This is a genomic window from Paraeggerthella hongkongensis (assembly GCF_003726035.1).
Taxonomy (GTDB): Bacteria; Actinomycetota; Coriobacteriia; order Coriobacteriales; family Eggerthellaceae; genus Paraeggerthella; species Paraeggerthella hongkongensis.
Genome location: NZ_QICD01000002.1, coordinates 22,934 through 37,491 on the forward strand (window position 1 = coordinate 22,934; position 14,558 = coordinate 37,491).

General features: G+C 64.2%; 14 protein-coding genes. All 14 read left to right on the forward strand.

From position 1 onward, the window contains the following. The first annotated feature begins 1 nt into the window (after position 1). Complete coding sequence (locus DMP08_RS01440) at positions 2 to 688, forward strand: NADH-quinone oxidoreductase subunit C (RefSeq protein ID WP_123191237.1); 687 nt, start codon at positions 2 to 4, stop codon at positions 686 to 688. 1 nt (position 689) lies between these two features. Then, entirely contained in the window at positions 690 to 1,778 is a 1,089-nt protein-coding gene (locus DMP08_RS01445) for a hydrogenase large subunit (protein ID WP_123191238.1), read from the forward strand. An 8-nt stretch (positions 1,779 to 1,786) separates the two neighbouring features. Next, positions 1,787 to 2,143 carry a 4Fe-4S binding protein gene (locus DMP08_RS01450; RefSeq protein WP_123191239.1) on the forward strand — a complete coding sequence of 119 codons (357 nt, stop codon included), beginning with the start codon at positions 1,787 to 1,789 and terminating at the stop codon, positions 2,141 to 2,143. A gap of 439 nt (positions 2,144 to 2,582) precedes the next feature. Continuing rightward, positions 2,583 to 3,242 (forward strand): CDP-alcohol phosphatidyltransferase family protein, encoded by a 660-nt coding sequence (locus tag DMP08_RS01455; RefSeq protein WP_123191441.1) that lies wholly within the window; start codon positions 2,583 to 2,585, stop codon positions 3,240 to 3,242. 288 nt (positions 3,243 to 3,530) lie between these two features. Then, positions 3,531 to 5,501 carry a VanW family protein gene (locus tag DMP08_RS01460; RefSeq protein WP_244596735.1) on the forward strand — a complete coding sequence of 657 codons (1,971 nt, stop codon included), beginning with the start codon at positions 3,531 to 3,533 and terminating at the stop codon, positions 5,499 to 5,501. Positions 5,502 to 5,555: 54 nt separating this feature from the next. Next, entirely contained in the window at positions 5,556 to 6,866 is a 1,311-nt protein-coding gene (locus DMP08_RS01465; RefSeq protein ID WP_123191442.1) for a phenylacetate--CoA ligase family protein, read from the forward strand. Continuing rightward, positions 6,863 to 7,288, forward strand: coding sequence for an amino acid-binding protein (locus tag DMP08_RS01470; RefSeq protein ID WP_123191241.1), 426 nt, complete (start codon positions 6,863 to 6,865; stop codon positions 7,286 to 7,288). The genes DMP08_RS01465 and DMP08_RS01470 overlap by 4 nt, the downstream gene beginning before the upstream one ends. Beyond that, complete coding sequence (locus DMP08_RS01475; RefSeq protein ID WP_123191242.1) at positions 7,281 to 8,696, forward strand: D-alanyl-D-alanine carboxypeptidase family protein; 1,416 nt, start codon at positions 7,281 to 7,283, stop codon at positions 8,694 to 8,696. Before DMP08_RS01470 ends, DMP08_RS01475 begins: the two co-directional genes overlap by 8 nt. A gap of 24 nt (positions 8,697 to 8,720) precedes the next feature. Beyond that, positions 8,721 to 9,161, forward strand: a complete 441-nt coding sequence (locus DMP08_RS01480; protein WP_123191243.1) for an FHA domain-containing protein — start codon at positions 8,721 to 8,723, stop codon at positions 9,159 to 9,161. A gap of 193 nt (positions 9,162 to 9,354) precedes the next feature. Further along, complete coding sequence (locus DMP08_RS01485) at positions 9,355 to 11,109, forward strand: thiamine pyrophosphate-dependent enzyme (protein ID WP_123191244.1); 1,755 nt, start codon at positions 9,355 to 9,357, stop codon at positions 11,107 to 11,109. Further along, positions 11,102 to 11,713: an indolepyruvate oxidoreductase subunit beta gene (locus DMP08_RS01490; RefSeq protein ID WP_123191245.1), complete on the forward strand. Its 612-nt coding sequence runs from the start codon at positions 11,102 to 11,104 to the stop codon at positions 11,711 to 11,713. Before DMP08_RS01485 ends, DMP08_RS01490 begins: the two co-directional genes overlap by 8 nt. After that, a complete protein-coding gene (locus DMP08_RS01495) occupies positions 11,710 to 12,147 on the forward strand; it encodes an amino acid-binding protein (RefSeq protein WP_123191246.1) in 438 nt (145 codons plus the stop codon). Before DMP08_RS01490 ends, DMP08_RS01495 begins: the two co-directional genes overlap by 4 nt. A 5-nt stretch (positions 12,148 to 12,152) precedes the next feature. Continuing rightward, positions 12,153 to 13,517: a phenylacetate--CoA ligase family protein gene (locus DMP08_RS01500; RefSeq protein ID WP_244596736.1), complete on the forward strand. Its 1,365-nt coding sequence runs from the start codon at positions 12,153 to 12,155 to the stop codon at positions 13,515 to 13,517. 91 nt (positions 13,518 to 13,608) lie between these two features. Then, a complete protein-coding gene (gene gluQRS, locus DMP08_RS01505; protein WP_123191248.1) occupies positions 13,609 to 14,550 on the forward strand; it encodes a tRNA glutamyl-Q(34) synthetase GluQRS in 942 nt (313 codons plus the stop codon). Positions 14,551 to 14,558: the final 8 nt, after the last annotated feature.

Here is a 14,558-nt window from a genome sequence, read left to right on the forward strand (position 1 = left end):
CATGACGCTTGCAACCGAATTCCTCCCTTTGACCGTAGAGGGCCTGCCCGCCCTTGCGGCCGAGAAGAAGGCCGAGGGTTGGCGCTTCGTTCAGATCCTGGCCGTGAACACCGAGCAGGGCATCGACCTGATCTACTCCTTCATGAAGGACGGCCTGCTGGTCAACTACCAGATCTCAGGCGTCCAGAAGGGCACGGTCGTTCCCAGCATCACCGACCAGTTCCTGGCTGCGTTCGTGTTCGAGAACGAGACGCACGACCTGTTCGGCGTGGACATCAAGGGAATCGCCATCGATTTCGGCGGCAACTTCTACGCCGTGTCCCAAAAAGAGCCCATGACCATCATCTCGCCCGAGCAGAAAGCCGCGCGCGAGAAGGCCGCGAAGATCGCGGCCGCCAAGGCGGCCAAGGAGAAGGGCGCCGCCGCAGGGGAGCAGCCTGCTGCGGACGATGCCGCGGCCATGGAGGCGAAGCTCGCCGGTATGGACCCCGAGAAAGCCGCCAAGGTTCGCGCGGCCATGGAGGCCAAAGCCAAGAAGGAAGCCGCCGCCAAACAGGCTGCCGCTGAAGACAAGATGAAGGACCTGGATCCTGAAAAGGCCGCCAAGGTCAAGGCTGCGCTCGAAGCGAAGGCTGCGCGCGACAAGGCGAAGGCCGATGCCGAAGCTGCAGAAAAGGAAGGTGAGTAGCATGGGAAAGGCGACCGTCATCCCGTTCGGCCCCCAGCACCCGGTGCTGCCCGAGCCCCTGCACCTCGACCTGGTGGTCGAGGACGAGACCGTCATCGAGGCTATCCCGCAGATCGGGTTCATCCATCGCGGGCTTGAGAAACTGGTCGAAACGCGTGACTACAACCAGTTCATCTACGTGGCCGAGCGCATCTGCGGCATCTGCGCGTTCGGGCACTCCATGGGCTACGCCGAAACGGTCGAGAAGCTCATGGGCATCGAGATCCCCACGCGCGCCGAGTACCTGCGCGTCATCTGGCACGAGCTGAGCCGAATCCACTCGCACGTGCTGTGGATGGGCCTCGCGGCCGACGCGTTCGGCTTCGAAAGCCTGTTCATGCACTGCTGGCGTCTGCGCGAGCGCGTGCTCGACGTGTTCGAGAAGACCACCGGCGGCCGCGTCATCTTCTCGGTCGTCAAGGTGGGCGGCGTGGTCCGCGACATCGACGACGCCCAGTTCGCCGAGATGCGCCGCGTGCTCGAGGGCATCAAGGACGACTACGCGCAGCTGTGCAACGCGTTCCTCAAGGACACCTCGGTCAAGAACCGTACCGTGGGCGTAGGCTACATCAGCCACGAGGACGCCCTTGCGCAGAGCATGGTGGGCCCCTTCGCGCGCGCCTCCAACGTCAACTACGACGCACGTATGCTCGGCGGTGGCGGGTACGGGTACCTGTCCGACTTCCAGCCCATCCTGGACGGCCAGGGCGACTGCTATGCGCGCGTCAAGGTGCGGGCGCTCGAAGTGCTGCAATCCATCGACATCATCGAGGAGATGATCGCCAAGATTCCTTCGGGCGATATCGCCGTGGACGTGAAGGGCGCGCCCGCAGCCGGGTCGCAGGCGGCCAACGTGGTCGAGCAGCCGCGCGGCGAGTGCTACTACTACGCGCGCGGGAACGGCTCCAAGAACCTGGAGCGCATGCGCATGCGCACGCCAACGTCGCAGAACCTGGCCGGCATGACCACGGCGCTGGCAGGATGCGATCTGGCGGACGTGAACATGATCGTGCTCACCATCGACCCCTGCATCAGCTGCACGGAAAGGTAGGAGGGACCATGGGAAGCTTCAAACTAGGCAAGATGACCCTCGGGGGCCTGTTCAAACAGCCCGAGACCATCCAGTACCCGGTTCAGACCAAAACGCCGCCGCCCGGCCTGAAGGGCCATGTGTCCAACGACGTGGAAAGCTGCATCCTGTGCGGCATCTGCCAGAAGCGCTGCCCATGCGGCGCCATCACGGTGGACAAGCCCGGCCGCACGTGGACCATCGACCGCTTCCGCTGCGTGCAGTGCGGCAGCTGCGTGCGCGAATGCCCGAAGGACTGCCTGACGATGGAGCCCTCGTACGCTCCTCCGGCGGCCAAGAAGCACGTGGACGCCTTCGAGGTGCCCGACGCCAAGAAGACGGCGTAGGGTCAAAGCCAAGGCGAAACGTTCGAACATGAGGAGCCGCATCGGAAACGATGCGGCTCCTTTGTCAAAACGGACGAGTTTTTCTGGTCCTCAAACCAGGATAATAGGAGGTGGTGAGCTCTTGACCTGGCATGATGTAAAACGCCTCAAGCAAGTTTGTTCCGAAGAGGCGAAAAACCGCCGCAAAACTCGTTCGTTTTGACATGAAGGCCAGCCGCTGCGCCCGGCTGGCGGGCGAGCGTCGATGCCGACTTGCAACGGCGTTTGTCGCCCTCGCCCCAGCAGCGCCTGATGTAAAACCTGTCGAAGCGCGAAACCCTGCGGGGGCCTGATCGAAACCTGCTAGAATGATCCAGTGAATTCAAAGGAAAAGCCGGGCCGCTCTCAACGCGCCCGGCTTTTGTTGAAGCGCGATCGGCAAGCGACGAGGGAAGAGGATATGGCGAAACGCAGCGAGGAAGCAACGATCGAGGACGTGCAGGTTTCTGACAGGATATTCACCGTGCCGAACGTCATATCGTTTATTCGGCTGTGCCTCGTTCCCGTGTTCTTCGTCCTGCTTATGAACGGCTACAACCTGGTAGCCACGCTGCTCTACGCCTTGGCCGCCGGCACCGACTGGGTCGACGGGCAGATCGCCCGTCGGACGAACCAGGTGTCGAAGCTCGGCCAGCTGCTCGATCCCGCCGTCGACCGCATCCTCATGATATCGGGCGTTTTGGGCCTGTTCCTGGTAGGACGCCTTCCCTTGTGGATCATCCTCGTGGTGATCGCGCGCGACCTGTTCCTTCTTGTTGGAGGCGCATGCCTCATCAAGCGCTTCCGCATTCGCGTAGCGGTCGTCTATCCCGGCAAGGTCGCCACCACGCTTTTGTTCATCGGGTTCGCCGGCTTGCTTCTGAACTGGCCTTTGCTGCCCGGCCTGGGCATCGTCGACGTCGCCTGGCTGCCCGGATTCAATGCCGACGCCTGCTCGTGGGGCATCTGGTTCGTGTACGCCGGCCTTGTCCTGGCGTTAGCTACCACGGCTTACTACGTCGCGTCGGCGCTTCGTCAGCTGCGCGAGGCCAAAGGCGCTACGTCGGAGGGCGGACGATAGCGGATGGATCGACGCACGCCAAGAGAACCAGCGCGCAGGCAAGGCGGCGCCGCGCGGCAGCCGCGTTCGAATCGTGCGCCCGAGCGGCGCGAGGCTTCTCGGCGATCGTCGCGCCCGCAGGCGGGGCGCGACGCGCAACGCTCGGCGCGTTCGTCCCGAGCGTCTTCAGGTCGACCCGCTTCTTCCAGCCGATCTCGAACCAGGGATGCCGGCGCCTACAACGCGCCTTCGCTTTGGACGAAGGACGCGCCGCGGTCCCCGTCGGACGAAAACCTCGCTCTGCGGATCTTGCGTATTCTCGGACGCGCGCTGCTTGCCCTGATCGGCCTATTGGGAGCGGCTTTGCTCGCCCTTCTGCGCGCGATGGTCTCGCTTGCCTCGCGCAGCCGCGCCGCGCTCGCCGTCATGGTGCTCGCCGCGGTCCTGCTCGTCGGCGGCGCGGTTGACTTCGGCCTGAATTACGGCAAGGCGTATCCGGGCGTGCGCGTGGGGGAGATCGACGTCGCCGGGAAAACCGTCGACGAGATCGAGACATCCATCGAGCAAGCTTACGGGCCGCGCCTGGAATCGAACACCGCCATCGTATACGCCAACGACGATGCCGAAGCGCGCGTGAACGACGAGATGACCGCCGCCCAGGATGCCGCTCTTGCCGAGCAGTTGGCAGTGGAGGAGGCGCGTGCGAACAAGCTGGCATGGACCACGAGCGCCTCCGACCTGGGCGCCACCCTTCCTGCCCGCGCTTTGGCCGAAGAGGCCGTTGCGGCCGGGCGCAGCGACGGCGGCATCTTCGCGCGCATCGGGGCGCTGTTCGGAGGGCGCACCATCCAGCCGCGAGCCGACTACGCGAGCGACCGGCTCGAGCAGCTTGCCTCCGACATAGACGCAACCATCGGCGATCCGCGCGTCGATTTCAACGTGGCGGTCAACGGCGGCGTCGCGACGGTGGTGCGGGGCCACGACGGCTCCATGGTCAACCGAGGAGATTTCGCTCGTTCGCTCGACCAGGCTCTGCTCGCACAGGAAGCCGGGCAGGGGTCGTTCGTCGCGCGTGCCGAGCATGCGCCGCTGCGCATCGACGAAACCGCCGCCCAGGCGGTCGCGGATGCCGTGAACCGCGCGATCGCCGACGGAGCGCAGTTCAATTACAACGGATCGACCTGGAAGGCCACGCCCTCGGATATGGGCGCATGGATCGCCACGCGCATCGACGAGGGCGAGGGGTCCTTCGCCCTGTCTGCGTACATAGACGAGGCGCAAGCCAAGCCGTCCCTTCTCACCCACGTGGAAAAGCTCAACACGAACGACCCCGTCCGCGTGACTTTCGAAGCGAACGAAGGGGATGTGGCGGTGCATACGGACGGGACGGGCACCATGCCGCTCGTCGCCGAAGGCGTCCATGCGCTCAACGACGCCCTGTTCGGGCCGGGCGGCAAGGCGGAAGGCTCGACGCCCGGCGGATCTCCCATAGAGGTATCCATAACCGAAGGCCCGGCGCCCGCGACCCTTTCGTTCGACGAGGCGATGGACCTTGGCATCATAAGCTCGATAGCCTCGTACACCACGCAGTTCACTACGGGCGCGGGGACGGAGAACCGCAACCATAACATCAAGCTGGTGTCCCAGCTGCTCTCCAACTCCGTCGTGAAGCCCGGCGGCTCCTGGTCGTTCAATAAAACGGCAGGGGAGTGCAACGAGGAGAGAGGGTTTTTGGGAGCCGGAGCGATCATCGACGGCCAGTACGACGATGCAGTGGGCGGCGGCATCTGCCAGGTGGCGACCACCATGTTCAACGCCGTGTACGAAGCCGGGTACCCGGTGAAGACGCGCCACAACCATTCCCTGTACATATCCAGCTACCCGGCCGGCCGCGATGCTGCGGTCAGCTGGCCCGACCTGGATCTTGTGTGGGAAAACGACGGCGCGAGCGATGTTTTGGTCCGTCTTTCTTGTACAGACGGGTCGGTAACGGCTACACTGTACGGTGTTGATCCCGGCTACCAGGTCGCCTCGGTCGCGGGCGAATGGAGCGAGGGCAAGCACTACTCGACGAAAACGAAGGTTGACGAATCGCTTGCTCCCGGTTCGAGCTACATCAAAATCCGCGGAACCGACGGGCGCAAGATAACGGTCGTTCGCACGGTCAAAGACGAAACGGGCTCCATCCTGCACGAGGACCCGTTCTATTCTGTGTACGATCCCGTGACGGAAGTCGTGGTGAAAGGCCCTGACGCCGATAGCGACGAGACCAACACCTGACGGAGAGATCTCCGCCGACATCCGTATACAACAGTAGGAGAGGTGATTCTCAAGGTGTACTACCAGCCCGAAATCGAGACCATGCCCGTCGAGCAGCTGCGCACGCTGCAGCTCGACCGCATGAAGAAAAGCGTGCAGCACGCATACGATAACGTGGAGTTCTACCAGAAGTCCTTCAAGGAAGCAGGCGTGGAGCCGGGCGACCTCAAGAGCCTCGCCGATCTTTCGAAGTTCCCCTTCGTCGTCAAGCAGGACATGCGCGACGCCTATCCTCGCGGGCTGTTCGCCGTCGGCCAGAAAGAGGTGTCCCGCATTCACGCGTCTTCCGGCACCACCGGCCAGGCGACCGTGGTCGGACATACGGCGAACGATCTCAAGAACTGGGGGCACTGCTTCGCGCGCGGGATCTACATGGCCGGCGGCGGCCCGGAATCCACCATCCAGGTATCGTACGGATACGGCCTGTTCACCGGTGGTTTGGGTGCGCATTACGGCGGCGAGGCGGCTGGCTGCACGGTCATCCCCACGTCTTCGGGCAACACCAAGCGGCAAATCCAGATGATGAAGGACCTCGGCACGGACATCCTGGCCTGCACGCCCTCCTACGCGCTGCTCATAGCCGACACGGCACGGGAGATGGGATACGATCCTGCAACCGACTTCAAGATTTCCGCCGGCATCTTCGGCGCCGAGCCGTGCTCCGAGAACATGCGCCAGGAAATCCGCGAGAAGCTGGGCATCCGCTATTGCGACATCTACGGGCTTTCGGAGGTCATGGGGCCGGGCGTGGCCGTGGAGTGCTCCGAATCGAACGGCCTGCACCTTGCCGAAGACCAGTTCTACGCCGAGATCGTGGATCCCGACACGCTCGAGCCCTTGCCCGACGGCGAATGGGGCGAGCTCGTGTTCACCACGCTCGTACGCGAGTGCTGCCCGCTCGTGCGCTATCGCACGCGCGACATCACGCGCATCGTCCCCGAGGCATGCGCATGCGGGCGCACCCATCGCAAGATCGACCGTATCGTCGGCCGTTCGGACGATATGCTCATCCTGCGCGGCGTCAACGTGTTCCCGTCGCAGATCGAGCAGGTCATCACGGAATTCCCGGAGATTGCGGCGCAGTACCAGATCGTTCTGACCACGCGCGGCTCGCTCGATCACGTGGAACTCAACGTCGAGACCGTTCCCGAGTTCCCGTTCGACGAGATCCGCAAGCTCCAGGATCTCAAGCGTCGTCTGGCCTCGGAGTTGAAGAGCAACTTGCAGATTGCCGTCGAGATCAAGATCGTCGAGCCCAAGACCATCGAGCGCAGCGAGGGCAAGGCGAAGCGCATCATCGATCTGAGAGAAGGGAAGAAGGCATGATTTCGCAACTGACCGTTTTCCTCGAGAACGAGAAGGGTCGTCTGGCGGCCGCTTGCCGCGCCGTTTCCGACGCCGGCATCAACATGCACGCGCTCAACCTGGCCGACACCACCGAGTTCGGCGTAGTGCGCATGCTGTGCGACACGCCCGAAGCCGCTGCCGAAGCGCTCAAGGCGCAGGGTTGGCGCGCCGCTGTCACGCCCGTGCTGGCCGTGCGCGTTCCCAACGAGCCCGGCGGCCTTGCCAAGCTGCTGGAGTTTTTGGACGAGCAGAACGTGAACGTGGAGTACGGCTATTGCTTCTCGGTCAATCAGGACACCGCCGTCGACGTGCTTAAAGTAAGCGATGACGCCGTGGAGCAGAAACTGACCGATGCCGGCTTCCAGCCGGTTCGACCGGAGGATATCTACCGCATTGACTAGCACCGTTCAACATATCGCCCAAAACGGGCGCACGCGCATCCTCGCGTGCGCCCTGGCGCTTTTGCTTGCGTTCGCGAGCGCTGCGGCCTTTCCGGCCGCTGCGGCGGCGGACGTGCGCAAAGCGGACATCGTTTACGGCCAGACCGTCGACGCGCGCGGCTTGTCGGTCGCGCAAAGCCCCAACATCGATGCCGAGTACGCCATCGTGATGGATTCAGAGGGAACCGTGTACTTCGAGCGCAACGCGTCCTCGCCCACGCAGATCGCCTCCATAACCAAGATCATGACGGCCGTCGTGGCTCTTGATGGGGTGTCGAACGGCATCGTATCGCTCGACACCCCGATCACGGTGTCCGCAACCGCCGCGGCGGCGGGCGAGTCGTCGGCGGGGCTGCAGGAAGGCGACGTCATGAGCCTGCGCACGGCCCTGACGGCGCTGCTCGTCCCGTCGGGCAACGACGCCGCCGTCGCCATTGCCGAGACGGTGGGCGCTGCGCTTCAGTCGAACGGCACGGCGTCGGGCGATACCGCCCAAAGCGCGTTCGTCGCCCAGATGAACGCGAAGGCTGCAGAGCTCGGCTGCACCGATTCGGTCTACGAGAACCCCCATGGCCTGGACTTCGACGCGTACGCGGGCAACCTGCACAGCACGGCTGCCGACGTGGCTAAAGTGGTGCAGTACGCCATGAAGAACGAGACGTTCCGTACCGACGTTTCGCAAGGCGACACTGTCATCCAGGTGACGCGCGGCGGCTCGAAGGCGGACATCAGCCTCGAGACCACGGACGGCTTCCTCGATATCTACGAGTACGCCATCGGGGTCAAGACCGGGTTCACCGCGCTTGCAGGCTTCTCGTTCGCGGGCGCTGCCAACAACGGCGAGAAAGAGCTGTACGCCATCGTCGTCAACTCCTCGTCCGAGCCCCAGCGCTTCAGGGATGCGCAGGCGCTTTGCGAATGGGTCTACCAGCACGAGGTGAAGTATCCGCTGGCCCACAGCAAGCAGACCGCCACCATGAACGGAGCCGAGGTTCCCGTAATCGCCGAAGTGGCGCATGAGGGGTGGATCGACAAGACCGTGAAGGCCACGCTTGCGGATCCTGCAGCCTCTGCCACGATCTTCGACCTGAACGGCAACGTCAGCCAGTCGCTCTCGTTCGATCAGCTGACTACCGACGTGCGCGCAGGCGACAAGGTGGGCACCATTACGTTCAAGCAGCGCAACGCTGAAATAGCTACCATGGACTTGGTCGCATGCGAAGACGTTGCAGCCCCCAATTTCTTCGAGAGCGTGGGAATCTGGTGGGATCGCTTGTTCAGAGGGTTCTCCGGGCAGAGCACCGTGGCCCAATCCGTGACGATCAACGAAACGCCGCTGGTCGTAGACAAGACGGCCCCCGCCGCGTAAGGCGCGCCGCAGAGAGGAATTGCCATGAGCACCATGTGCCCCGTTTGCAACAATCCGGTTGACGCCCAGGCGGCTGCATGCCCGACCTGCGGGTTCAAGCTTCTTGGCAGCACGCAGCGCTTCGAACCGGTGGCGCTGTCGGACAACCCGTTGACTTCGACGGCTCAGTCCCAAGCGAGCGCCGTGCTGCATGTGGTGCGCGGTCCGCAGACCGGCGTCAGCTTCCACCTTGCCGACACGCCGCTTTCTATCGGCCGCAGCCCTCAGTGCGACGTGTTCCTCAACGACATGACCGTGTCGCGCTCCCATGCGTCGGTCGAGCCTGCGAACGGGGGCTATGTCATCCGAGATTCCAACTCCTTCAACGGAGTGTGGGTGAACAACGCGAGCATCGACGAGCGCCAGCTCGAAAACGGCGACGTCATCCAGATCGGGGCGTTCTGCCTGGTCTACAAAGAAGAGTAACGCGCCCTTTCGCGCGTCGTCGTCCTGAGGCCGAGCTGAAGCCGAGCTTCGCGTTTCAGGGCGACGACGCGCCGTCGGGCGCCCAGCGTCGAATAGCGCGCCGCTCGGAACGGTCTTCCTTCTTTGACCGGGCCGCGCGGCGCGCTTTGCCGTATAATTCCCTGCGGGTCAGCATTCAAGGAAGGTTCGTCTAATGGAATTGATGTCAGGTAACGAGGCGATCGCCCAAGGGGCGTGGGAAGCCGGCGCCCATATCGGCGTGGCGTACCCCGGAACGCCTTCGACGGAAACGCTCGAAGCGTTCGCGAAGAAGGACGGCGTGTACGCCGAATGGGCCGTCAACGAGAAGGTGGCCGTGGAGGTGGGCATCGGCGCGTCTGCCGCCGGCGCGCGCGTTCTCACGACGATGAAGCACGTAGGCGTGAACGTGGCGGCCGACCCGCTGTTCACCGCCGCATATGCGGGCGTGGGAGGCGGCCTGGTCGTGCTGGCCGCGGACGATCCGGGCATGTACTCGTCGCAAAACGAGCAGGATTCGCACTGGTACGCCCGCGCAGCGCATATTCCCATGCTCGATCCTGCGGATTCCGCCGAAGCCCTGCGCTTCACGCGCGAAGCGTTCGATCTGTCCGAGCGCTTCGACGTGCCCGTGTTCATTCGCTCGACCGTGCGCGTTTCGCACACGAAGACCCCGGTGGAGCCTGGCGAGCGCACCGACGTTCCGGTCAAGGCCTACGAGAGCAATCCTGCCAAGTGGGTGATGATGCCCGCATTCGCGAAGCCGCGCCGCAAGGTGCAGCTCGATCGCATCGACGCGTTGCGCGCGTGGGTCGAGGAATGCCCGTACAACAACGTCGTGCATAAGGAAAGCGCCGTCGGCGTGGTCTGCGCCGGCGCGACGTACCAACACGTGACCGAGGCGCTGCCCGACGCGTCGGTGTTCAAGCTCGGGGTAACGTGGCCGCTGCCCGCTCGTGCGCTGCGCGACTTCGCTGCCAGCGTCGATGCGCTGTACGTGGTCGAGGAAGCGTCCGAATACCTGACCGACTCCGTGCGAGCGCTCGGAATAACGGTTGCCGAGTTCGAGAACCCGTTGCCGCGCGACGGCGAGCTTTCGCCCGGTCTGATTCGCGTCGCGTTCGGACTCGACGAGCCTGCGCACGCATCCATGCCCGAAGGCCTTCCAGGCCGCCCGCCTGCGCTGTGCGCCGGGTGCCCCCACCGTTTGGTGTTCAAGGAGCTTTCGCGTATGAAGGCCGTGGTCACGGGCGATATCGGATGCTATACGCTCGGTGCGCTGCCGCCCCTTTCCGCCATGGACACCACCATCGATATGGGCGCGTCCGTTTCGATGTCGCACGGCTTCGAGCTGGCGTGGGCCGGAGCCGACCATCGTCCCGTCGTGGGCGTGATCGGCGATTCGACCTTCGCGCATTCGGGGCTTTCGGCGCTCATCTCCACCGTGTACAACCAGGGCGGCGGCACCGTTTGCGTGCTCGACAACCGTACGACCGCTATGACGGGCCGTCAGGGAAACCCGTTCAACGGCGAAACGCTTCAGGGACGTCCGTCGCGCGAGATGGACTTGGAGGGCATCGTGCGCGCGCTGGGCGTGGAGGACGTTCGCACGATCGATCCCAACGATGCGAAAGCCGTGCGCCGCACGCTCAAGGAGGCCGTGGCGAACGAGGACCTTTCCGTGCTGGTGTTCCGCAGCCCGTGCGTGCTCATCGATCGCATCAAGAATCCGGTGTACGCCGTAAGCGACGCCTGCACGGCGTGCGGCGTTTGCTCGACCTTGGGCTGCCCTGCCATATCGAAGGATCCCGAAACGGACCATGCGATCATCGACGCCGGCCAGTGCGTCGGGTGCGGCCAATGCGCGCAGTACTGCGCCTGGAAGGCCATCGCGCAACCTGCTCTGGAGAAAGGGGGCTGCCATGAATAAGGCGACCACAGTGCTCCTGTGCGGCGTCGGCGGGCAGGGAACCATCCTCGCCGCCGATCTGCTTGCACATGCGGCTTTGGAATCCGGCTTCGACGCCAAGGTTTCGGAGATTCACGGTATGTCTCAGCGCGGCGGCGCGGTTACCACGGTAGTGCGCTTCGGGCGCGACGGCGTGCAGTCCATGGTGGCTGACGAGGGGTGCGCCGATTGCGTCGTGTCGTTCGAGACGACCGAGGCGCTGCGCAACCTTTCCTTCGTGCGCGAAGGCGGGTACTTGCTGGTGGCCGACGAGTCCATCCAGCCTTTGCCCGTGCTCATCGGACGTGCGTCCATGCCCGAGAACGCCCGCGAAACGCTGGTCGACGCGGGTGCCACGCTCATTTCCGCCGGTGACATAGCCGCAGGCGTCGGCAGCCCGAAGTCGGTTAACGTCGTGCTGCTGGGCGCGCTTGCCACGCGTTTGGAGTTTCCGCAGGACGCATGGGAGCGGGTCATCGCAAAGCGCGTGCCGCCCAAAACCGTCGAAGCGAACCTGGCCGCGTTTCGCGCCGGCTTCGCCTTCGCCGAGGAAGCGGCCGAGAGCAGGGAAGGGGATCGAGCATGAGCGTACAGCAGATCAGCGTGTTTCTTGAGAGCAGGCCGGGGCATCTGCGGCGCGTGCTGGACGCCTTCGAGGCCGCCCACGTCAGCGTTCGCGGATACAGCGCGTCCGACACGGGAGACTACGGCATCGTGCGCTTCATCGTGAGCGATCCGGACAAGGCGTTGGCCGTGCTCACCGACATGGGCGCCGCCGCCACGAAATCGGAGGTGCTGTGCGCGCGCCTGGACGACACGCCCGGCGAGTTGGCGCGCGTCATGGGCGTCATGGCCGATTGCGGCATCAACGTCACGTACAGCTATTCCCTCATCTCCACTTACATCGCGCTATCCGTCAAGGATCTGGCACGTGCCGAGGAATTGCTGGCCGGCGAACCGGTGGAGCTCATCGGGCAGGACGATCTCGCGCAGCCGCTTGCGCCCGCTGAAGGGCGGTGAACGTCATGGCCGATATGACCGTCAAGGGCGCGGCGCTGGCTGCCGCCCAAGCCGGGGACTTCTCCAGCCTGCCCATCTACAACCCTGCCGTCGAGTGCGCCTCGCGCCAGGAGATTCGCGCGCTGCAGCTCGAGCGCCTGATCGAGCAGGTGCGTTGGACGTACGACCGCGTGGCCTGGTACCGCGAGCGCATGGACCGCGACGGCGTGAGCCCCGATGACATCAAGACGCTTGAAGACGTTCGCAAACTCCCCTTCACCGACAAGTCGGTCCTGCGCGACACGTTTCCGTACGGGCTGTTCGCCGTACCGCTCGACCAGGTGAAGGAGCTGCATTCGTCCTCGGGCACCACGGGCAAGCCCATCGTGGTCGGCTATAACGATCATGACATGGAGCTGTGGGCCGACTGTATCATGCGCCTTGTGCAGATGGCGGGCGTCGTGCCGGGCGATCGAGCGCAGATGGCGTTCGGATACGGCATGTTCACAGGCGGCTTCGGCTTGCACTACGGGTTGCAGAAGCTTGGCTGCATGATGATTCCCGCAGGGTCGGGCAACACCGAGCGCCACATCGCCATGATCCAGGACTACGGCACCACCGTGCTCGTGGCCACGCCTTCCTACGCCCTGCACATGTGCGAGGTGGGAGAGCGCATGGGCTTCGATTGGGAGCGGTCCACCCTGCGCGTGGGCCTGTTCGGCGGCGAACCCTGCCCGCCGGGCCTGAAGGCCGAGATCGAAAGCCGTATGCACATCGTCTGCACCGACAACTACGGTCTGACCGAAGTCATGGGTCCAGGCGTGTCGGGCGAATGCCTGGCGGCGCGCGACATGCAGCATATTGCGGAGGATCACTTCCTGTGGGAGGTCATCGATCCCGAAACGGGCGAGCCCGTCGCCGATGGGCAGATGGGCGAGCTGGTGCTCACGCCCCTTGGCAAGCAGGCTATTCCCGTGCTGCGATACCGCACGCACGATCTGACGCGCGTGGTCACGGAGCCGTGCGCGTGCGGGCGCACGACGGCGCGCATGCAGAAGGTGCGCGCGCGCTCGGACGACATGCTGATCATCCGCGGCACGAACGTGTTCCCCAGCCAGGTGGAGGATGTCCTCACCGGCATCGAGGGGGTCACACCTCACTACCGCATCGTGGTGGACAACGAGGGCGGGCTCGACCGCATGGCGGTGCACGTGGAGCTCAAGCCCGAGGCGTTCAGCGACTCCTTCGAGGAGATGGACCGCTTCCGCCGCGCTATCGAGGAGAAGCTCAAGGGCGTTCTTCTGGTGGGCGTGCGCGTGAAGCTGGTCGAGCCCGGCGGCATCGAGAGGTCTCTGGGCAAGACGAAGCACGTCGAAGATCGACGCAAGTAGATCGAATGCAGGAGGCCTCCGTGCGGAGGCCTCCTGTCGGCATTGCGGTGCGGCCGTCCGCACGCGGAAAGGACCAACGGGAGATCGGCCCATGCAGGCAGCCCCTTCGCATAACGAAATCGTCGGGAGGTTCGCCCCTTCTCCGACCGGGCGCATGCACGCGGGAAACGTGTTCGCGGCGCTCGTGGCGTGGCTTGTGGCGAAATCGCAGGGCGGACGGATTGTCCTGCGCATAGAGGATCTTGATGCCGAACGATCGAAACCGCAGTTCATCGATGCCGTACAGCGCGATTTCGAGACATTAGGGCTCACTTGGGACGAAGGGCCGTACTTTCAGCACGACCGCACGGAGGCGTATCGGGCCGCCTTCGATTCGCTGGCTGAGCGCGGGCTCGTGTACCCCTGCTTCTGCACGCGCGCCGACCTGCATGCGGCATCTGCGCCTCATCGTGGCGAAAAGCCCGTGTATCCGGGAACCTGCCGTGCGTTGACGGTCGAAGAGCGCGCCGCACGGCGCGCTCAGCGCGTCCCGGCGCAACGTCTGCTGGTTGTCGACAGGGCCGTTTCGCTTGATGATCAGGTGCAAGGACCGTATCGTCAAAACCTTGCTCGCGACTGCGGCGATTTCCTGATACAGCGCTCGGACGGGGCGTTCGCGTACCAGCTGGCCGTGGTCGTAGACGATGCGGAACAGGGTGTGAACTCGGTCGTGCGCGGCGTTGACCTGCTCTGTTCCACGCCGCAGCAGCTGTACCTGCAGGAACTGCTCGGTCTGGGGCATCCTGCGTATGCCCATGTGCCGCTTATCGTTGCGGAAGAGGAGCGGCGCCTTTCGAAGCGCGATCACGACGCGGCGCTCGATGCGCTTCTGGATCGGTTCGAAACGCCCGAGGGAGTTATCGGCCATATTGCGGGAATCACGGGACTTGCCCCCACGTGCGATCCGGCATCGCCCGAAGAGTTGCTAGGCTTGTTCGATCCCGGCAAGCTTTCGACCGACCTGAAGGATCTTACCCAGATACGCTGGCGATAGAGCGTATC

Bases quoted from the DNA above. Each gene is read 5' to 3' on its own strand.
- DMP08_RS01445 (WP_123191238.1), top strand. From the start codon at position 690: ATGGGAAAGGCGACCGTCATCCCGTTCGGCCCCCAGCACCCGGTGCTG.
- DMP08_RS01455 (WP_123191441.1), top strand. From the start codon at position 2,583: ATGGCGAAACGCAGCGAGGAAGCAACGATCGAGGACGTGCAGGTTTCT.
- DMP08_RS01480 (WP_123191243.1), top strand. From the start codon at position 8,721: ATGAGCACCATGTGCCCCGTTTGCAACAATCCGGTTGACGCCCAGGCG.
- DMP08_RS01450 (WP_123191239.1), top strand. From the start codon at position 1,787: ATGGGAAGCTTCAAACTAGGCAAGATGACCCTCGGGGGCCTGTTCAAA.
- gluQRS (WP_123191248.1), top strand. From the start codon at position 13,609: ATGCAGGCAGCCCCTTCGCATAACGAAATCGTCGGGAGGTTCGCCCCT.
- DMP08_RS01500 (WP_244596736.1), top strand. From the start codon at position 12,153: ATGGCCGATATGACCGTCAAGGGCGCGGCGCTGGCTGCCGCCCAAGCC.
- DMP08_RS01470 (WP_123191241.1), top strand. From the start codon at position 6,863: ATGATTTCGCAACTGACCGTTTTCCTCGAGAACGAGAAGGGTCGTCTG.
- DMP08_RS01495 (WP_123191246.1), top strand. From the start codon at position 11,710: ATGAGCGTACAGCAGATCAGCGTGTTTCTTGAGAGCAGGCCGGGGCAT.
- DMP08_RS01440 (WP_123191237.1), top strand. From the start codon at position 2: ATGACGCTTGCAACCGAATTCCTCCCTTTGACCGTAGAGGGCCTGCCC.
- DMP08_RS01490 (WP_123191245.1), top strand. From the start codon at position 11,102: ATGAATAAGGCGACCACAGTGCTCCTGTGCGGCGTCGGCGGGCAGGGA.
- DMP08_RS01485 (WP_123191244.1), top strand. From the start codon at position 9,355: ATGGAATTGATGTCAGGTAACGAGGCGATCGCCCAAGGGGCGTGGGAA.